Here is a 21,221-nt window from a genome sequence, read left to right as displayed (position 1 = left end):
GCCCATCCGATGATGAAAAGAGTAACTAAAGCCCTGAAAGGGCGAAATATTATAAAATGAGTCGCTTTAGCTCATCTCCGAGTAGAAAGTCCTGAACAATCAAATGTTCAGGACTTTTCTCTTTTAGATATTTCGTCTCTTATTCCGGCAGCTTGTTCGTAATCTTCATTTTCCAATGCTTTTGTGAGCAATTTTTGAAGCTCAGGCAGTGCAAAAGATGTTAGATCTTGTGTTTTTTTTGAAGAAGTAGATTTTGGTTTAGCTTTTTCTTCTTTAGGAGGCTCTTTTTCCTTTTTCTTTTCTTCTTTTTCTTCCGGTTCATCAACAGTTATGCCACCCATTTCCAAGATTGTCTCATAAGTATATACCGGACAATCAAATCGAATCGCCATTGCAATAGCATCGGAAGTCCTTGAATCTATAGTAAACAACTCTCCGTTCTTTTTTAAAACTAATTCGGCAAAGAAAACCCCTTCGCTGAGATTGCTGATACGAACTTCTTCCAAGGTACCGCCTAATTGCACGATTACATTTTTCATAAGGTCATGTGTCATTGGCCTCATGATTTTTACATTTTCCATTATCAATGCTATTGCCTGAGCTTCAAATGCTCCAATAACAATTGGCAACCTTCTGTTTCCATCAGTTTCAGATAGTATTACAGCAAAACTTTGATTTTGAGTAACACTTTGATTTAAGCTCAGGATATTTAGACGAATTTTTCTCATAGGTGTTATCACTAAATTAATAAAAAATCTTTAATTATTGGAATAGAATTCCTTTAAAGCTTTATTTAATTTAGGCACCACTTCAAATGCATCTCCTACTATTCCGTAATCAGCAGCTTTAAAAAACGGAGCTTCCGGATCTTTATTAATAACTACAATTACTTTGCTTCCGCTCACACCTGCTAAATGCTGAATAGCTCCTGAAATGGCTATTGCTATATATAGGTTTGGTCTAATTGTGATACCGGTTTGCCCTACGTGTTCATGGTGAGGCCTCCAGTCTACATCAGAAACAGCTCTGGAGCATGCAGTAGCAGCACCCATGGTTTCAGCCATTTCATCTATCATCCCCCAGTTTTCGGGCCCTTTGAGTCCGCGACCTGCAGAAACTACTAATTCAGCTTCCGGAAGTAGAACACCACCACTGGCTTTTTCAACATCCTTGACAACAATTTTAAAATCTGCGTCTGAAAGTCCGGAATCCACCGATTGAATTTCAGCTGTGCCACCAATGCTTTCAAGACCAAAGGCATTAGGCATAAGGCCAATAATTTTATTTTCAGTTTTTACTTCATAATCAGCAAAAGCTTTACCTGAAAAAGCACCTTTTTTAACAGTAAATCCATTTGAAGTATCCGGTAATTCTGTAGCTCCCGGCACCATTCCGGCTTTCATTCTTACGGATACTCTTGGAGCAATACCTTTCCCATTGGAATTGTAAGAGATAACTACAACATTTGCACCATTGTCGGTTGCAACTTTAGAAATAGCTTTAGCAATTGCACCTGAATCGTAGTGATTAAACTTTTCATTAGCATCGTGAAACACTTTTTTAATCCCATACTCACCTAAAGTTTCAAGTTTGACGGAATCTGCTTTTCCTAAAACAACTGCCTGAGCATCTGTTCCTAATTTCTCAGCTAATTTTGCTGCGTAAGTAGCTGCTTGTAAAACCGGTTTTTTAAACTGGCCTTCTGTTAATTCTGCATATAATAGTACTGACATTTTAAATTACTTTTGCTTCGTTATGTAATAAATCAATTAATTTTTCCGGAGTTTCAGCGTCAATAAGCTTTACGGCTGATTTTTCCGGAGGCAGGGCATATTCTTTTACGGAAGTCAGGCTCTCTGCTTCAATAGCCTCTACCACTTTTAGTGGCTTTGTTCTGGCACTCATTATGCCTCTCATGTTTGGTATTCTCGCCTCAGCCATACCCTTGTTAGCACTTAATACTAAAGGTAAGCTTGCCTCTAATTTTTCTTTTCCACCTTCTATCTCACGGGTAATAAGGGCTTTGCCATTTTCAATATCCAGTGAGGTTGCCAAGGGAATGTATGGTAAATCCATTAACTCTGCTATCATGCCACCCAATTGCCCGCCATTGTAATCAATAGATTCTTTGCCGGTTAGGATCATGTCATAACCACCTTCTTTGGCGACAGCAGCTATCTGGTTCGCTAAATGGAAAGCATCCAGAGGCTCAGCATTAATTCTTATAGCATCATCGGCTCCTATAGCCAGTGCTTTACGAATAATCTGATCATTTTCGGCCGGGCCGACATTTAAAACAGTAACACTACCTCCCTGGCTTTCTTTAATTTCCAGTGCTCTGACTAAAGCATACCATTCATCATAAGGATTAATAATGAAAGTTACTTTCTCAGAATTAAATTTTGTGTTATTTTCAACAAAAGAAATTTTTGTTGTTGTATCGGGAACTTTACTAATGCAAACTAAGAATTTCATAAATTTGAATTTTATGTGGATCTGTGAGTAATTTTGTGCGCAAATTTAACTAAAAACCCTAACAAATTAAAATGGAAAAAGGTCGATTAAATGAACTAATAATTTTATTAAAGGAAAATCCGAATGATCCTTTTCTGAAATTTGGTATTGCTATGGAGCATTTGAAGTCAAAAAATTATCCGGAGTCACTGAAATTTTTTCAGGATTTGGTAGATAATCACCCTGACTACTCCGGGACATATTTCCACATGGGCCAGCTTTATGAGCGTATGGGCAAAGAAAAAAAGGCTATGGAAGTATACCAAAAAGGGATGAAAGTGACCAAACGAAAGAAGGAAATGAAAGACTATGAAGAGTTGAAAGAAGCTTTCTTTCTTTTAATGGAGGATGATGACGATGACTTTTAAAGAAAAAGAAAATAATTTCATTTCACTCTTTGAAAGTTTTTTATTTAAAGAGCTGAACTTCAGAAAGTCAGAATCTTTATTACTGGCTGTTTCAGGGGGGGCTGATTCAACCGCTTTGATCTATATCTGCCATAAACTAAAGCTTAACTTTGCTCTGGCGCACTGCAATTTTAATCTCCGGGGTGAGGAATCAAAAGGGGATGAAGTGTTTATAGAAAATTTAGCAAGTCAATTGGAAAAAAAAGTTTTTGTAAAACATTTTGATACAGAAAAAATTGCAAAATCTGAGAATTTAACAATACAGGAAACTGCCAGAAATTTAAGGTATGAATGGCTAGAAAGCATTCGGAAAGAAAATGAATACAGCTGCATCGCAACAGCACATCATCACGACGACTCTATTGAGACTTTTTTTATTAATTTGTTAAGAGGTAGTGGGTTAAACGGCCTTTGTGGAATACCTAAACGTAATGGCAAAGTTATCAGACCTTTATTATTTGCCCAAAGACAGCAAATAGAGCATTTTTTAGAAGAAAATGATTTTTCCTACAGGACAGACTCCAGCAATATTGAAGAAAAATATACCCGTAATAAAATTAGACATAAGCTAATACCGATAATCGAAGAGCTGAACCCGGATTTCAGAAAAGTCTTTTATGGAAATTTTGAAAAACTTCAGTCGGCTCAAAAAATGACAGATGAGGCAGTAAATCAGCTTAAAAAAAAACTACTAAAGAAATCAGCGGAAGGTGAAATCTTCATTGCTGCCAAAAAATTGTTTTTGACTCCTCAGCCAGAGTTAGTCCTAAATACTATTATAAAAGAATTTGGTTTTTCACCGGGGGTGGCAAGACAAATTTGTTTGCAGAAAGATTTTCAAAGTGGTAAACAGTTTTTAGCCAAAGACTACAGACTAATTATTGACAGAAATCATTTTATCATCAGTAACCTGAAAGTGGACAGTCCAACAGTGGTTATAATCAATAAAGAGGATGAAAAAATTCAGCTGGATGGATATACTTATGTATTTTCCAAAGTGAAAAATAGTTCGGATTTAGACTTTACTGACCCTGAAACGGCTTTTTTTAATTATAATAAAATTGAATTCCCCTTGCGTATTCGCTCCAGAATGAAGGGAGATTATTTTTACCCTTATGGAATGGGACTGAAAAAGAAAAAAATAAGTGATTTTTTTACTGATCAGAAGATTCCTTTGTCTCAAAAAGATACGGTTCGCATTTTATGTTCCGGAAAAAAAATTGCCTGGGTAATTGGGTATCGGACAGATGAGCGTTTTAGAGTAAATAAGAAAAACAATTATCTGCTAAAGGTTGAGCGGAGGGTTTCAAAAGATTAACGATATAATACAATCATTCCTTTTCGCTTTTCTATGCTGCCGCTGACCGGATTTAAAAATTCAATTAAATAAGGATAGCCGCCCATAGGAACAGCATATCCGTCATGCGTACCGTCCCAGCCTCTTTTTATATCTGAGGATTCAAAAATTATTTCTCCCCAGCGATTGAAAATCTTTAAATTAAATTGATTGACTCCAAAGGCTGTTACTTTCCATTCATTATTCATGCCTGCCGGTGAAAATGCATTTGGAATAAACATTACGTCTGTTGCCCGCACACATACATCTAATGAATAGCTGTCACTACAACCACCCTCATTATAAACCGTTAGCTGAACAGTATAAGTACCGGTATCTCTATAGTTATGAATATGAAAATCACCCGGGTCATAAGGTTTAGACCTTCCGTCACCCCATTGCCACAAGCCTTCAACTGCTCCCTGACTAATATCAATAAATTCAATAGAAGGGTTTGACAGGTTTACACAATCATTGGAAGGGTTTGGCATAAATCGAGCTGTGACCAATTCATAGCCGGGCAGGTAAACCGAACCATTTACTTGACAATTTGTAACATTATCAATTACTATTACTTCATAAGTGTTTCTGACTCTTTCTTCCAATCGATTTTGATTAACCGGAGGGTTGGTTTGCCATTCATAAGTGTAACTTGATGCAGGACTTGCAGAAACTTCAGCAAAACCCGTTTTACCGTAACATAAAGGATCATTTGTTGTAAAATCTAAATTAATCTCATCATAAACTTCTATAAAAATTGAGTCATTTATAGCTTCAGAACAACCATCTGCAACCATTATGCTAACATAATCGCTATACAGCTCATTAAATAAATAGGCAGTATCTTGCTGAGAAGAATTGTTCCAAAATTGTTGATAATTTCCGGTTCCTCCTGATATTTCAACCGACACCATTACATCATCACCAAAACAAATTGAAGTATCTGCCGGGAAAAACTCTAAAGATAGAGGTTCCAGCACTGTAACATTGAATTGATTATTTAGCTGGCATGTTCCGTCATCATAATCCCAACTTATAGTATGCGTGCCCGGCCCGGCAGTTGCCGGATTAAAATTATTATTAAGCACTCCGTTTCCGGTGGAATTAACAAAATTATTATTGGAAAAAATAGCTATTTCAGAATCTATAAAGCAGTAGCTGTTATCAAGTAAGATATCCGGTGTTTGAGGGCTTACAACCGTTATTTGAGTAGAGTCCGGACAGTTTCCTGTTTCAGAAACAAAGTATAAAGTATGCACACCGGCACCGGCATTTTGTGGTGAAAAAGAATCAGAACCGGGAGGGAATACCCCGGGCCCATACCATGAGCCGGAAGGAGCATAATTATTTAGGTCTACAGAATTTATATTGGAGCAAAAAGCGGTTGGAAATTGAAAATCAGCTTGCGGATAAACAATAGCAGTAAAGCTGTCAACACAACTGTTTGCAGTATAATAAATAGTGTGAATTCCCGGTCCGGCTAAAGCAGGATTAAATCTGGGAGGGCCAAACTGTACGCCATTCCCTGACCATGAACCTCCGCCGGGTACTCTTTGAGTATTTGCTGCATTTAATGGCATAATGGAATCGCTCAAACAAAAAAACAAGCTGTCGATTCCTACCCCGGTATTTCTACCTCTTACGAGAACCGTATCTGAACAGCCATCGACTGTATAAATTACATTTGAGTTAAAATTATTTCCATTATTATAAAAAGGATTAAATTCTCCGGTATTATTATCTACAATACCATTTCCGGACCATGTTCCACCGGGCGGATTAGCAGCAGGCATAAAGAAATTTCCCTGATGAGGACAGACTGTAAAATTACTACCGGCATCGGTAAATTGTAAATTTAAGGAAAGAGTATCTGCACAACCATTTGCACTATAAATATATTCATAAGCACCACTTGAAAGAGCTTGTAAATCAATCACCCCGAATAAAGGATTTATAATTCCGGTACCGCTCCAAATACCTCCAAACGGAGTGGCTGTTAAAATATAAGTGCTGTCTGAGACACAAATAGTATCTGAGGGTTGAACAGATAAGTTTTCTACTGAAACTGTTTTTACAGCTGTGCAGGTATCATAATTAAAAAAGACATCAAAGCTACCGCTTGTTGATGGGTCGAAAATGCCGTCCGGTGTAACATTAGGACCTGTCCAAGTGCCTGCGGCAGGTAAAGCTCCGCTTAATTGAAAACTATCTGTGCCCGGGCAGGCCGCCTGTGGAGGTCCTGCTTCTATCCCTAAAATGTCTATTATTAATGTATCTCTGCAATTATTAAGCTCATAAATGATAGAGTGAATGCCACCACCGGCAGTATTTGGGTCAAAAATACCAATAGAATCTGTTATCCCGGGGCCAAACCAAACACCTCCGGCCGGACTGGCACTTAATGTAACAGCAGCTTCACTTTGGCAAAATCCTGTATCATCCTGTGTTACCGGATTGCTGATAACAGTTATCCAAACAGAATCCGAACCGGGCGCTGAACCACCGGTATCAGAAACAGTAAGTGTTATCCATTCAGATTCGGTGGGGCAATAGGTATAAACACCATTACCGGCAGGCACACTAATGTTCCAGTCATAGACATAAGAAGCAGGAATTCCTCCAAATACTTCCGCCCAAACTTCAATACATTCACCTTCGCAAATAGTTTCGAGGTCTGTGAATACTTCTACTTCTAAAGGACAATTAATTACATCAAATTCAGCATCTGAAGATAGAATATGCAGGCTATCACAAACGTCTAAATAAAAAGTTGTCAAATCAATGGTGTAAGAGCCGTTTAAATCAAGAGATGGTTGAAGACTTATTTGTATTTCTGTTGTCAGCCCGTCAGTACAGTTTATCGCGTTTGCGGATACAACTCCGGAGTTGGAAGGTCCGTTAACATTTATCCATTGAGGCAAGACAGAATCACAAAGTACAGGAACATCCAATTGCAAGATTAGTATTTCTGTTTCACAATCAAAAACGGCAGGTATATCAATCGCAGGGGTGTCCGGAGGGGCAAGTATCGTATACCATTCAGCAAACCAGCCATCAGCTGCTACGCTTGCATCGGAGCCGAAGTGTATGGTTAAGCAGCCTGAAAGTGCAATAATTTGCCCCGGAAGAGTAGTCCCTGAATGAGTAGGCCCAATTTGAACGGAATTGGTATCGGGTCCGTCAAAAAAGCGAATAGTATCAAAAACTGCTTCTGTTTGAAAGTTGATAAAATCCATTACGATAGTGTCACCGTCGGGTACACAAATGGTAAAAGTATAATTTTCATTATGGTCATAACATTCCGGACAATTCGGGTCATCGCCGGCCTGGCTGTCCGTAAAAAATCCATAGCAATCATCTACCTGTGCATTATTCATTTGGTAGATATTTTGACTCAGGACTGTTTGAAAGCTTAAAAAACTTATTGTTAAAAGAAAAAGAGTCAGTATTTTAAAAAATAATTTCATTTTAACGCTCTTTATTCCCTTAGTATAGTTATCTCCGGAGTGACTATTTCATTACTCATATTACCTGCTCTGTCTCTAATTTTAATATAGAATCTGGTTTTTTCAGACGGACCATTACCAATTAAAAAGGTATTTCCAATTTGAATATCGAGTTTGCCGCTAATATGCACTTCTGCATCCAAGGGTGCTAAAGGAGGTACATAAAACATATCAGCTTTATCGAGTCTTTGGTCATGAACATATAGCGCGTTTGAATCAGCATCTGCAAAACCCAGATCGCCATTCCCGTCTTCATATCGAATAGTAATTGTTAGCGTATCTTTAAATTGTATCATTTCCAGCGGTTCCACACTTACTAACTCAATATATGGCACTTCATCTAAGACTTCTTTTTTTGAACAAGAAAAAAGTCCAAAGAGAGGGATGAGAACAATATAGATTAAAATTTTCTTCATTTTTTTTAGTCTAAAAGTCTGAATGAAAAATAATTTTTGATGTATCCGGCAGCACCATCAGAAGGAATTTCCGTTACATCATTAACACCGTCACTCACAAATGTCCTCACGAAAATTCTGTTTCCCGTACTCCAGTTATTAAAGGGAGATATAGTAATCTGATGCGTATAACTAATTTGTGAAACATTATAACCACTGTGAGAGACTGGATTGCTGCTAATTTGAAGATTATTATCATCAGGTTGGTCAACAAAATCTGTGGACAATGAAAATTGAACTTTATTATGCGAAAAATTTAGTGGGTTTGTATTATCATCTATAAAAGCGAACCACAAATCTAATTGGTTAGTCCCTGCCGGAACCTGAATGGTACCCGAAGAGTTTCTCGGCAAAGGATTTGAACTGCCATTTGCAAAAGCTATGAATCCACCTAACTGAGGTTTCAGGTCAACACTTTCTGCAGGATTGCCAAACATATCCGGAGCTCCTTTTTCTATCCAGGATTTGATAAAGCCTTTATATTTTTCCTTTTTAGTTTCCCAATCTGAGTCCGGGTCTGTTTCTAAAGGCATAATACCTGAAAATCCGTCAATATCAGTAGTCATTCTTGTGTAAAGTTGAGACTGCTCTACATTTCCCGGCACTACCCGGTAAGTGTAAGTGCCATTTTGATCATTTTTAATAACCGGTTGATATAAAAGCGTATTATAACTACTTGATATGGTTCTGAAATCAGGCTCAAAGGTACCGTCATGACACCCTGAGTTTGCACAGGTTGTTTGAAAAATAAAATGATGCAATGCTGCAAAATTAGTACTGTCATCAAAAGTAAAAGGATCTTCAATTTCTTCTCCTTTATTAAAAGGATCAAAAGGATTATCTGCTTCTTCCTTTGAGCAGCCCATCATCAACATGAATATCATCAGATTTACTGCTATTAAATATTTTAAAGTTACAATTTTCATATTCTTTCAAATAAAGATTGAGCTTGAGGAGATAATAAACCGGCTGACATTACTTCGTTTTTCAACCCCAGTATTTCAGCTATAGTTGGCACACAGTCAGTTGCATCTCCAATCGGATTACTGGCATTTATATCCATGTTGGCACTTCCAACTTTCAAATTAGAAGGAATTTGCGGGCCGGCCATCAGTGTGAATATTCTCCTTGAGTTTTGATCTGAATTGTGGTCGTAAGACACCCAGTTATTTTGGTCAAGTATAGGATTTGCAAAAAGATTTCTGCCATGTTCCGGCATTACGACTATTGCGGTATCATTTGCCATTTCCGGCACTTGAGTTTGTATGTAATTCCATAAGTGGCCAACTGCATGATCACAGCGATGCAAAGCTCTTAAATAAGATGTGAAACTGGTATGACAACTATCTATTGAGCTCATATTTACAACACTTATAGCAGGTTTAAACCATTTCATTACTTCACAAGCATAACCAATTGTCCTTAAATCTCCACTGTCAGAAACCGGTGGAAAAGCAATTTGATTAGCAGCTTTTTTATCAAACATGTGATCAATGAAATTTTTAATGTCCTGCTTTTCTTCGTCTGTATTATAGATTCCCGGTATAGTTCCCGCTTTTAAGTTTAAAGACTGGTCCAGAAATTTTTTCATTTCATAAATAGGCTCCAGTTGTTCTTCCGGATGATAAATCTTTGCATTTGCCAGATGAATTTCACCCTGGTCGCTGAAAGTTACTTCGGGCGCTAAAAAGTTAGCACCATATTTTGGGCCGTAAGCGGGATGTTCACTGTAGTTTAATAAAGGTGTAGAGCTACCGATTCCATTACCGATAAACCAGGCTTTAGTAGCCGGTATATTTCCATGCTTTCGAAGATATTCAAAAATAGTCGGGTAAAGCGGTCTTTGTCTAAGGCCCTGCCCGGTAGCATAACGACCGGTTAAAATGGTTGACAACCCGTAGTAGTGGCCGGTATTCCCACTCGAGAATCTTGTTTCAGGAAAATAGGTACCCAATGATTCCAAAGTTTGGTTCCCTAAAATAGAAGGAATGGGCTGACTGCCATCAAGCTGACCGGAAGGTGTAGTTCCATAGACGATTTTTGCAGGTGGGGGTGTACCATTAAGTAAGTTATACATAACATTTCCTTCAACGGGTTCTTCCTGACTTTGATCCAGATAGTTTTGCAAAACGGATTCCTGTTGGCGAACACCACCTGCAAATAATACATAAACAACGTGTTTGGCATATTGATGGCCGGTCTGAGCAAAAAGCCGCCCGGAGGGTAAGATGTAAGGAAAAGCAATGGCTCCTGCTGCTGCTATTCCCGCTGTTTTTATAAACTTTCTTCTGTTCTGTTTTTTCATAGTACTGTCCTTTTATTCCGGAAACTTTTAGTATATCCTGTATTCTTCTGAAAGTGCAAATGCAAAAAATACCAGTTCAGGTGTTACATCCTGATTGTTTTCCAGATAATTTATGAAGTAGACTTTTTCGATTTCACTTGGAGGCCTCACAAAAAAGCGTTTGTACGTGTCTTCTATGAAAGCTTCTATGTCTTCCCGCATTTCTTCATTGGTAGGCAAAATAACATCCGGTCTGTTCATGAAATTGCTGATAATAATTTCGTAGGCAACATCTTTGTCTCCTATTGATTGAACCAATCGGGATAGTTGCACTAATTGATTAGAAGGTAATGCCTGTTGAAATAAATTCGCATATAGTATTGACAGAAATTGCTCCGGACTTTTAACTTTCCCTTTATCGGCTCCCTGTGGAAATACTTCAACTCCTTTTACGCCATATAAGATGTCTTCCTCCTTTTTGCAGGAACTAAAAACCAAACAAAAGGCAAATATTAAAAAAAGCTTAGAAACAAATATTTCTCTAAAAGTTCGCATATTCATCTGTTTTTAATATGTTTTGTTGTAGCAGGTAAAAGTCAGCATCCGGATAGAAATACTGCATATGCTGTGCAAGCTCTATGGATTCAGGCTGACGGGCAACTAATTGAATGTAAGCCCATTTTATTATGCCCTCATAAAATTCCTTATTATTCACCAGTATATCAAGATAATCTGATTTGTTACTTCCGTTTGAACCCATTAAAAAAACCGATTCATTATGCTGTATCATTGAATAAGATTTATCAAATTCAAATTGTGTAGGATATCTGAAAAGCAATAAATCAAAGCTGGCATTGATAAAATTCAAGGTGTTCATATTAATTTCATCAAAAATTCTGTTGTTAATCATTCTTCTGAATACTTCATTAATGCTGATGAGGCCTTCCCGATATTCATATTGAGAACTTAATACTTTTTCTAAATTTTTTATGGTTTGTTTGGCACCGGAAGCTCTGGCAGAATCTCCAAGTAGCTCAGCCTGTAAAAGCGAAAAGGAAGCTATTCCAATAGAACCTTGTATGTCAGAGTCTGCAACTCCTTCAATTGTTCTGACTTTTGCAATATCATATAGTCGTTTATGATAAGCGATAAAATATGAGGAATCTCCTTCAACCCAGTCAGTATTGCTTTGAAGTCTTTGAATTAATTCCACTCTGGAATCCTTGGATAAATCATTTTCTTTTAAAAAAGTTGTTTCAGCAGCCATTTCTGTATTAAGCGGCTCCCTGCCAAGCAGATCTATAAATAAGCGGTTTACATAATTTTCTATTTTAACAGCAGAAATATTGCTGTAATCCGGTGGATTATTGTCCGGAATGAAGTTATCATCTTTAGAGCATGACACACTTATTAAAAGAATAAGTATCAGGCTTGCTAAAACTTTAATTGAAGAGATTATTTTTTTCTGTATAATCATTTGACTGATTGTTAATCTAAAACACAAATAAAGTTAACGATTTTAAAGTTTAAAACAACTATTTTTTTATTTTTTCCCTTTTTAAAGCTTCATTAAAAATTGATAAAACCTTACTTAAGTCATTTTATAAAATAGCAGTTATAGATTCTTAACTCTTCTTTTTATCTTTGAGATTATCAAGGCTAAATTACCTGAATTTGAAAAGTCTATTATTCTTATTTTTTTGCTGTATTTTGTTTTTATTTAATACAAATTCAGTTTTTGGTGCAAATGAAATGGAAAGACTTCAGCAGCGCTACCTTTACCTATTTAATGAGCAAATAGACATTAAAGACCGTTTAAATGCCCTTGACCGTTCTGTAAGAAGTGTTTCTGCAGCTTCAAATGATGAAGAGCTGGCTTTCCTAAGCAGCAAACTTGACACTTTAGAGTCTGCTATTTTCCAACTGGAAAGTTTAGTTAATACTCTTTCAGCCGAATTGAATCAGCTGAATCAAAGGATGGACGCCGAACCAATGGTAAACGAAAGCAGAACATCTGGAGCACCATTTTTTGTAGTTTTTTTAACAGTATTGAATCTGCTTTTTTTAACAGTTTTGTCTGTATTGTTTTATTTACATTTACGAAAACCAATATTGTTAAAATCTGTTGACAGTTCAGAAAAGCCTGATTTGAATGTGGCTGTTAAAACTTCCGGAGTTTCTGAAAATAATTTCAAAGCCGAAGTAAAAGAGGCGATTAATGGATCAAATGCGGATTTTAAAGAAGAGAAAAAATTAAATTATCCAAGGTCAGCAAATAGAGAAGTGCAACTTGAACTCTTATACAAAGAAGCTGAAATTTTAGTTGTTAAAATGAAAAATGAAACGCTTGATGAAGAGAAAAAAGCTAAATACGAGCATTTGTTTAACGAAACTTATGATAAAATACTTGAATTAAAAAACATATAATTATGAGCAAAGCATTAGTGAATGGCTTTCATCACATTACGGCAATGACCTCAGATGCCCAAAAGAATATTGATTTTTATGCAGGTATATTAGGTCTGCGCATGATTAAAAAAACTATAAATTTTGATGCCCCGGACATCTATCACCTCTATTTTGCCAATGAACAAGGATTGCCGGGTACAGTCATTACTTTTTTCCCTTTCAAAAACTTACAACAAGGCAGGAAAGGTAACGGGCAAGTAGGAGTTACCGGATATTCTGTACCAAAAGACAGTTTGGAATACTGGACAAAAAGGCTCTCTCACTTTGAAGTAGATTTTCAAAAACCGGCTGAAAGGTTTAATGGAGAAAAGTTTATTTATTTTGAAGATTTTGATGGACTTGGACTGGAATTAATTGAGGCTAAGGATGATAGCAGACCATTATATGCCGATGGGCCTGTACCGGAGAAATACAGTATTATTGGATTTCATTCTGCTACCTTTTTTGTGAATAATGCCGCATCTACCAAAAATCTGCTTGTAAATCTGATGAATTATGAGCCTAAAGAAAAGGAAGGTAACAGGGAGCGTTTGAAACCTGCCGGTAAAAGTTATGGATATGTGGATTTATTGGAACAAGGACAAAGTTTTCGTGCATTAAATGGAAGTGGTACTGTTCACCATATTGCATTTTCTACACCCGATACGGGGACACAGGAGGAGGTCAGAAGAAAAATTATAGCAGAAAATTATAATGTTACGCCCATACTTGACAGACAATATTTTAAATCAATTTATTTTAGAGAACAGAATGGAATTTTGTTTGAAATAGCAACTGCCGGACCGGGTTTTGATATTGATGAACCGATGGAAAGTTTAGGAGAAAAGCTGATGCTGCCACCCTGGGAAGAAAAAAACAGAAAGACTATTGAACAAAACCTTGAGCCGGTAAAGTTTGACAAACAAAAGTTTAAAATTGACTAAGTCTTTTCTTTGTTTTACAAAAAAAAGAGAATTATTTTTAAAAAAATTATATGTTCGTGTACTTTTTATTTACACAAGTATGAATGATATATGTATCGATTAATAGTTTTATTCGTTTTTGGTTTTGTGGTTTTACTGAATACAGTATCTACTGCACAAAACAGAGATATAAGGTTAGCCGACCGAGATTTCAGCACCTTCCATTTTAGCAAAGCTATTGAGGGTTATAAAAAAGTATTAGATAAAGATTCGGTAAATGAACATGCTATAAAAAGGCTTGCCGATTCTTATCGTCTGACTGATCAGTTTGAAGATGCTTTGAAATGGTATGAAAAGGCAGTAAAAATTGAAAATGTTGAGCCTATTTATTATTTCTATTATGCACAGGTTTTGCGCTCTAAAAAACAATATGATAAAGCAAAAGAGTATTACCTAAAATACTTAATGGATAATCCCTCTGATATTAGAGCAAGGACACTTTATCAGGGGATGGATAGTTTACAGCAAATTATCAACAGAGAAGTTGAATTTGAAATTTATAATTTACCCATAAATACTGAATCTGCAGAGTTTAGCCCGGCTTATTATAAAGATGAGTCTATAGTTTTTCCTTCTTCTGTGATGGTTGAGCAGAAAAATACAAGAAATCTTGACTCCTGGACTGACCGGCCTTTTTTAAATCTTCAAACAGTTACCAAGCTTTTCGATAGCATTTATACAAATCCCCAACCATTACCCGGAAAAGTGAATCAGCGATATCATGAAGGCCCGTTAACTTTTAACAGTGACTTTACGGAAATGTATTTTACCAGAAATTACTACAATGAACGAAGCAGGCAGTATGACAGAGACGGAATTTTAAAATTAGAAATTTTCCATGCTAAATTAGCGGATGGTATTTGGGAAGTTACCGGGGCAGTTCCTTTTAGCAGTAAAGAATTTTCAAATGCTCATCCTACTTTAACTCCTGATGGAAACACTATGTATTTTTCGTCTGACAGGGAAGGAGGCTATGGGAAAGGGGATATTTATGTTGTTCATAAAACAGAGGATGGTAGCTGGGGAGAACCTGAAAATTTAGGGTCGGATATTAACACAGAGGGGGAAGAAGCTTTTCCGTTTATTCACAGTGACGGAACTTTATATTTTTCTTCCAAAGGAAAAATAGGATTAGGTGGGTTTGATATTTACCGGGCAACTCCAAATGGAGATGGTTGGGATGTTGAAAATGTAGGTCCTCCCATAAATTCACCTTACGATGATTTTGGCTTTATAACGGATGAGTTTCATCAATCAGGTTACTTTTCATCTAATCGCCCGGAGGGAAAGGGGAGTGACGATATTTATGGTTTTACCAGAGTGCTGAACCATGAGTTAAAACTCTTTGTATATGACAGCCTTTCAGAAGATTTATTGCATGGTGCTTTAGTTATTGTGGAAGATTTAGTAACCGGAGAAAGAGACAGTTTATTGACAAATGAGGAAGGAAGTGTTCAGTTTGATTTAACAAAAAATCCGGACTTGCAAATTTATGTAAGCTATGAAAGAGCAGAGAAAAAAACTTCCTGGCAGATGGTTACAGATACCTTAATACGTTCCACTTTGTTTAAGAAAAATATACTTTTACCCCGACCTCTCGAAACTATAGCTGATGCAAGACGTTTTGTAACGGGAAGTGTGCTGGAACTTGAAAATTTATATTATGATTACGATAAGTATCATATTCGGGCAGATGCTGCGGAAGTTTTGGATGAATTGTTATTAATTCTGGAAACTTACCCTGAAGTAGAAATTAAACTGATGTCTCATACCGATAGCCGGGGTTCTTTGAATTACAATAAGCATCTTTCCATGCGACGGGCTCAATCTGCCAGAAATTATTTGGTTAGTGCCGGTATTGATCCGGCAAGGTTAAGTTTTGAGGGATATGGCCAGTCAAAGCCGGTGAATCATTGTGTGGATGGGGTTGAATGCACAGAAGAAGAACATCAGTTGAACAGAAGAACGGAAATTAAAGTTGTAAGAGGTATAAACTCAAATTCTTTTAATTTTCCGGTCAATACTTTTTTAATTCCTGATTTTTCAAATCAATCAAAAAGGCACAATTCCGGAATGACAGGTAAAGATTTAGACTTTAATTTATCAAATAGCTATAAAATGTTAGAAATTAATCATCAAAAAGCCGGTGCAAAAGTTGAAGACGCAAAAAGAGCATTTATACTAGTCCACGGCAGAGGAGGAACAGCAGAGGATATTCTAAATTTAGGTAAGCTTTTTGGAGATTCTGAGACCATATTGATTGCTCCGCAGGCAGAAGGAAATACCTGGTATCCGTATAGTTTTATGGCTGCTGAATCAAGAAATGAACCCTTTTTGAGTCGTTCATTAGGGGTAATTAAAGAAACCTATGATTATCTAAAGCAGTACTTAGACACAAAAAATATTTATTTGTTAGGTTTTTCGCAGGGAGCTTGTTTAACTTCTGAGTTTGCAGCTACACATGCCCGCAAGTTTGGTGGTTTGCTCATTTTTACCGGTGGGCTTATCGGAGAAAAAATTGATGAGCGTAAATATGAGGGAAATTTTGAAGGCACAAAAGTGTATCTGAGTAATGGAGACAATGACCCTCACATTCCGGTTGAAAGATCGGAAGAAACCAAAAGAATTTTAACAGAATTGGGTGCTGAAGTTAAAATGGAGATATTCCCCGGTCGGCCGCATACAATCAATCAGGAGGAAATAGAAGCTGTGAATAAATTTATGGGCTGGTGATTTTTAAATAAAAACTAAAAAAGATGAAAATTATATGTGTGGGCAGAAATTATATTGATCATGCTCATGAGCTAAATAATCCTGTACCTGAAAAGCCGGTACTTTTTTTAAAACCGGACACGGCTATTTTGAAAAATAATGATGACTTTTACTATCCCGAATTCAGCAAGGATATTCATTATGAAGCTGAACTGGTCGTGAAGATTATTAAACCCGGGAAATACATTAAAGAAGAGTTTGCTTACAGATATTTTGATTCAGTAACTGTGGGAATTGATTTTACAGCCAGAGATTTACAAGCGGAATGTAAACAAAAGAGCTTACCCTGGGAAATTGCCAAAGCATTTGATAACTCAGCAGCTATAGGAGAGTGGGTAGAAATGAAAGACTTGAAGGCTGATTTCAATAATCTTAATTTCAACTTGCTGAAAAATGATAAAAAGGTGCAGATTGGAAATGCAGCTGATATGATTTTTAATATAGAATATCTAATCAGTTACATATCAACATACTTTAGTTTGAAAAAGGGGGATTTGATTTTTACAGGAACCCCGTCAGGAGTCGGCCCTGTGAAAGCAGGGGATAAATTAACCGCGTTTTTAGAAGAAAAAGAGGTTTTGCACTTTGCAATAAGATAAGTCGTAATTTGCTGACTGTTCTTTGCTGAATTTTGTAATTTTACCCCACTAAAAAGATATTGTTATAACATGGCTGAGATGACTGTACAGAACAAAATTGACAAGGAAATTTTATTAAAAGCTTTTGAGTTAATGCTCACAGCAGAAAAAATGGCTTTGTTATATGAAGAAAATAAAGAGATTTGCAGTAAATATGTTCATGCTACTTCCCGAGGGCATGAAGCCATACAATTAGCCTTATCGTTGCAACTAAAACCTTTTGATTATGTATTTCCCTATTATCGCGATGATTCAATTTTGTTGGGCATGGGGTTTACTCCTTATGACTTAATGCTGCAGGTTTTAGCTAAAAAAGATGATCCTTTTTCAGGTGGACGAACCTATTATTCTCACCCAAGTGTCAGAAGAGATGATATGCCAAAAGTTCCACATCAGTCTTCAGCTACCGGCATGCAGGCTATTCCGGCTACCGGTTTGGCTCATGGAATTCACTATTTGGAATCGCAGGAATTACTAAAATCTGATAAAAACGAAGCGCCGGTTGTTGTTTGTTCTTTGGGAGATGCCTCAATTACAGAGGGTGAAGTTGCTGAAGCTTTTCAAATGGCAGTTTTAAAAAAATTACCGATTTTATATTTTATACAGGATAACGAGTGGGATATTTCAGCTTCAGCCGATGAAATCAGGGCAATGGATGCAGCGTATTATGCAAGGGGATTTAAAGGTCTGGAAGTGGTAGAAATCGATGGAACTGACTTTGAAGCATCTTATTTGGCACTGCAAGATATTGTTAAAAAAATCAGAGAGGAAAGAAGACCATTTTTACTTCATGCAAAAGTCCCTTTATTAGGCCACCATACATCAGGAGTGAGAAAAGAATGGTATAGAGGAGAAGAAAATTTAAAAGAGCATGCTCTTAGGGATCCTTTACCAAAAATGAGAACCTTAATTCACGATACAGGCTTTGAAAGTGGATTTTTGGAAACGCTTGAAAATGAAATCATAGATAAAGTAGCTGAAGACTATCAAAAAGCACTTGCAGCAGCTGATCCGGAGCCGTCTGATTTGTTTACGCATATATTTGCCCCGACAGAAATTACAGAAGAAAAGGGAATTCGCAAACCGGAGGGTGGACAGGTTGTGATGATGGTTGATGCAGCACTTCATGCAGTAGAAGAAATTTTAAGAGAACATCCTGAAGCTTTGTTATATGGTCAGGATGTTGGCGGACGTTTAGGAGGAGTTTTTCGGGAAGCGGCCTTACTGGCCAAAAAATTTGGTGATAGCCGGGTTTTTAACACTCCTATACAGGAAGCTTATATTATTGGAAGCACAACAGGTATGTCAGCAGCAGGTTGCAAACCAATTGTTGAAGTTCAGTTTGCCGATTATATATGGCCGGGCTTAAATCAGCTTTTTACGGAAGTAAGCCGGTCTAATTATTTATCAGATGGGAAATGGCCGGTGCAGGCACTAATCAGAGTTCCAATAGGGGCTTATGGTTCCGGTGGTCCATATCATAGTTCCAGTGTAGAGTCTGTAATAGCTCAAATAAAAGGGGTAAAAGTAGTATATCCTTCTAATGCAGCGGATATGAAGGGGTTGATGAAAGCCGCTTTTTATGATCCGAATCCGGTGGTTATTTTTGAACATAAAGGCTTATACTGGTCAAAAGTACCGGGAACTTCCGCGGCAAAAACAGTTGAACCGGATGCTGATTATGTCGTTCCAATAGGAAAAGCAGCTATTAGTCTTGAAGCAGCAAGTGATTTTACTGAAAAAGGAAAAAGTGTGTTAGTAGTAACTTACGGAATGGGCGTGCATTGGGCATTGAATGCTGCAAAAAAGTTTAAAGATCAGGTTGAAATAGTTGATTTGCGAACCTTACACCCGATTGATGATGAATTTGTGTTTGAAAGAGTAAAAAAGCATCATAAAGTACTTTTACTTACAGAGGAGTCTTTACAGCATTCACTGACAGAAGCTTTGGCCGGTAGAATTGCTAAGCACTGTTTTGAATACCTGGATGCCCCGGTACAGATTATTGGGTCAGAAAATACTCCAGCCATTCCGTTGAACAGTACTTTAGAAAATACTTATCTGCCAACACAGGAAGATATTGAAAACAAATTGGATTTTTTACTAAAATACTAAAGCTTTTTATAGATTTGCGTGGCTTTTTAATAAATCATACTGGTTTTTAAAATGTAAAATAGTTTTTTCTGAATAGCCAAGTATTAATTTAAATATATTATAATGAGATATTTCTTTACCTCAGAATCTGTTTCTGAAGGACATCCTGATAAAGTATCCGATCAAATATCAGATGCATTGGTAGATCATTTTATTGCTTTTGACCCGTCTTCAAAAGTCGCTTGTGAGACTTTAGTAACTACCGGGCAGGTTATTTTAGCCGGTGAAGTTAAATCAAACACTTATTTGGACGTACAAAAAATTGCCAGAGATGTAATTGAAAAAATTGGATATACGAAGTCGTCTTATATGTTCGAATCTAAATCTTGCGGTATTTTATCTTCCATTCATGAGCAGTCATCGGATATAAACAGGGGAGTAGATCGTGAAAATCCGGAAGAGCAGGGAGCCGGAGATCAGGGAATGATGTTTGGATATGCCACAAATGAATCAGAAAATTATATGCCTTTGGCTTTAGATTTATCGCATAAAATTCTGATGGAATTAGCCAAAATCCGAAGAGAAAATAAAGATATTACCTATCTGGCTCCGGATTCAAAGTCGCAGGTTACTATAGAATATGAAGAAAAGAAGCCGGTACGAATAAGTGCTATTGTAATTTCTACCCAGCATGATGAATTTTTAAAAGCAAGCGGAGATAGTCTTGAAGCACAGAAAAATGCGGATAAGGCAATGCTGGAAAGAATTGAAAAGGATATTAAGGGGATATTAATACCACGGGTCATTGCACAGCTTTCACCGGACATTCAGGCTTTGTTTGATGATAATATTGAATACCATATTAATCCTACAGGAAAGTTTGTAATCGGAGGCCCACACGGGGATACCGGTCTTACAGGCAGAAAAATCATAGTTGATACTTATGGAGGAAAGGGAGCGCATGGTGGAGGTGCTTTTTCCGGGAAAGATCCTTCAAAAGTAGATCGCTCTGCAGCATATGCGACGCGTCATGTGGCAAAAAATTTGGTGGCAGCCGGCGTGTGTGATGAGGTTTTGGTTCAGGTTGCCTATGCAATTGGAATTGCCAAGCCCATGAATATTTTTATCAATACTTATGGTACATCAAAAATTGATAAGACCGACATGGAAATAGCAGAAGTAGTCGAAAAATTATTTGACATGAGACCTTATGCCATTGAAGAGCGACTAAAGCTTCGAAACCCTATCTATTCTGAAACAGCAGCTTATGGGCATATGGGTAGAGAACCCCGAACAGTTAAAAAAGTTTTTTATACACATGATGGTGCCAAGCTTGAAAAAGAAGTAGAACTCTTTACCTGGGAGAAACTAAACTATGTAGATAAGATTAAAGAGGCATTTTCGATTTAGGACTATTGAAAAATTGAAATTAGGAAAATTACAGTCCTCACTACTGTTTGTTATGCTCACCTTAGGAAGGATTTCCGGATTTCCATTGAAACAGTTGATTGATTGGTAGATAGGTTGTTGAGCGGAGTCGAAGTCAGCGGACTTGAAATTATGTAAAATCTAACTTAAGAAATAGCCTTAGAACATTGAATTCCGGCCGGAGGCTGTTCTACACTTACGCTCGCGAGACGCGGAGCGAATGCGGTCTCTAGATTAATACGGAGACTCTTCGCTGCCACTCAGAGTGACAACCAAAGTCAGGGAGCTCCCACCACATTTTACATTTTCCATTTGCAATCATAATTTTTCCATTTTAGCTCTTTCTATTCAGGAGA

General features: G+C 37.1%; 17 protein-coding genes. 8 read left to right on the top strand and 9 right to left on the bottom strand.

Annotated elements, in window-relative coordinates; translation table 11 throughout:
* Positions 1-107: 107 nt before the first annotated feature.
* From EA412_02600 to EA412_02590, 3 genes are read right to left on the bottom strand one after another with little or no spacing between them, the layout of a single operon-like run.
* Positions 108-728, bottom strand: a complete 621-nt coding sequence (locus EA412_02600) for a hypothetical protein (GenBank protein ID TVR81676.1) — start codon at positions 726-728, stop codon at positions 108-110.
* Positions 729-758: 30 nt separating this feature from the next.
* Positions 759-1,733: an electron transfer flavoprotein subunit alpha/FixB family protein gene (locus EA412_02595; protein ID TVR81675.1), complete on the bottom strand. Its 975-nt coding sequence runs from the start codon at positions 1,731-1,733 to the stop codon at positions 759-761.
* Between the two features lies 1 nt (position 1,734).
* On the bottom strand, positions 1,735-2,475 hold the full coding sequence (locus EA412_02590; protein ID TVR81674.1) for an electron transfer flavoprotein beta subunit/FixA family protein: 741 nt from the start codon (positions 2,473-2,475) through the stop codon (positions 1,735-1,737).
* A gap of 71 nt (positions 2,476-2,546) precedes the next feature.
* On the opposite strand from EA412_02590, the gene EA412_02585 reads away from it, so the two are divergent.
* Both EA412_02585 and tilS read left to right on the top strand, forming a co-directional pair.
* Positions 2,547-2,882 (top strand): tetratricopeptide repeat protein, encoded by a 336-nt coding sequence (locus EA412_02585; GenBank protein ID TVR81673.1) that lies wholly within the window; start codon positions 2,547-2,549, stop codon positions 2,880-2,882.
* A complete protein-coding gene (gene tilS / locus EA412_02580) occupies positions 2,863-4,239 on the top strand; it encodes a tRNA lysidine(34) synthetase TilS (GenBank protein TVR81672.1) in 1,377 nt (458 codons plus the stop codon). Before EA412_02585 ends, tilS begins: the two co-directional genes overlap by 20 nt.
* Here the strand turns inward: tilS and EA412_02575 are convergent.
* The 6 genes from EA412_02575 to EA412_02550 are packed head-to-tail and all read right to left on the bottom strand — an operon-like array spanning position 4,236 to position 11,979.
* Positions 4,236-7,724 carry a hypothetical protein gene (locus EA412_02575; protein ID TVR81671.1) on the bottom strand — a complete coding sequence of 1,163 codons (3,489 nt, stop codon included), beginning with the start codon at positions 7,722-7,724 and terminating at the stop codon, positions 4,236-4,238. The genes tilS and EA412_02575 overlap by 4 nt on opposite strands.
* A gap of 11 nt (positions 7,725-7,735) precedes the next feature.
* On the bottom strand, positions 7,736-8,179 hold the full coding sequence (locus EA412_02570; protein ID TVR81670.1) for a hypothetical protein: 444 nt from the start codon (positions 8,177-8,179) through the stop codon (positions 7,736-7,738).
* A gap of 5 nt (positions 8,180-8,184) precedes the next feature.
* Positions 8,185-9,144 carry a hypothetical protein gene (locus tag EA412_02565; GenBank protein ID TVR81669.1) on the bottom strand — a complete coding sequence of 320 codons (960 nt, stop codon included), beginning with the start codon at positions 9,142-9,144 and terminating at the stop codon, positions 8,185-8,187.
* Positions 9,141-10,523: a hypothetical protein gene (locus EA412_02560; GenBank protein TVR81668.1), complete on the bottom strand. Its 1,383-nt coding sequence runs from the start codon at positions 10,521-10,523 to the stop codon at positions 9,141-9,143. The genes EA412_02565 and EA412_02560 overlap by 4 nt, the downstream gene beginning before the upstream one ends.
* 27 nt (positions 10,524-10,550) lie before the next feature.
* Positions 10,551-11,063 carry a hypothetical protein gene (locus EA412_02555; protein ID TVR81667.1) on the bottom strand — a complete coding sequence of 171 codons (513 nt, stop codon included), beginning with the start codon at positions 11,061-11,063 and terminating at the stop codon, positions 10,551-10,553.
* Complete coding sequence (locus tag EA412_02550) at positions 11,044-11,979, bottom strand: hypothetical protein (protein TVR81666.1); 936 nt, start codon at positions 11,977-11,979, stop codon at positions 11,044-11,046. The genes EA412_02555 and EA412_02550 overlap by 20 nt, the downstream gene beginning before the upstream one ends.
* A gap of 233 nt (positions 11,980-12,212) precedes the next feature.
* Here EA412_02550 and EA412_02545 point away from each other — a divergent pair, with 233 nt between their 5' ends.
* The 6 genes from EA412_02545 (at position 12,213) to EA412_02520 (ending at position 20,847) form a co-directional block, all read left to right on the top strand.
* Positions 12,213-12,929: a hypothetical protein gene (locus EA412_02545; protein ID TVR81665.1), complete on the top strand. Its 717-nt coding sequence runs from the start codon at positions 12,213-12,215 to the stop codon at positions 12,927-12,929.
* A 2-nt stretch (positions 12,930-12,931) separates the two neighbouring features.
* Complete coding sequence (locus EA412_02540; protein TVR81664.1) at positions 12,932-13,894, top strand: ring-cleaving dioxygenase; 963 nt, start codon at positions 12,932-12,934, stop codon at positions 13,892-13,894.
* Positions 13,895-13,984: 90 nt separating this feature from the next.
* Positions 13,985-16,666 (top strand): hypothetical protein, encoded by a 2,682-nt coding sequence (locus EA412_02535; GenBank protein TVR81663.1) that lies wholly within the window; start codon positions 13,985-13,987, stop codon positions 16,664-16,666.
* A gap of 23 nt (positions 16,667-16,689) precedes the next feature.
* Entirely contained in the window at positions 16,690-17,304 is a 615-nt protein-coding gene (locus EA412_02530; GenBank protein ID TVR81662.1) for an FAA hydrolase family protein, read from the top strand.
* Between the two features lie 78 nt (positions 17,305-17,382).
* Positions 17,383-19,458, top strand: a complete 2,076-nt coding sequence (locus EA412_02525; protein TVR81677.1) for a tungsten formylmethanofuran dehydrogenase — start codon at positions 17,383-17,385, stop codon at positions 19,456-19,458.
* Between the two features lie 102 nt (positions 19,459-19,560).
* A complete protein-coding gene (locus EA412_02520; protein TVR81661.1) occupies positions 19,561-20,847 on the top strand; it encodes a methionine adenosyltransferase in 1,287 nt (428 codons plus the stop codon).
* The last annotated feature ends 374 nt before the right edge of the window (positions 20,848-21,221 follow it).

This window comes from Chitinophagaceae bacterium, from assembly GCA_007695095.1.
In the GTDB taxonomy this organism is placed as follows: Bacteria; Bacteroidota; Bacteroidia; order Chitinophagales; family REEL01; genus REEL01.
The sequence above is the reverse complement of the archived record's forward strand: the minus strand, read 5'-3'. Positions and strand labels throughout refer to the sequence as shown.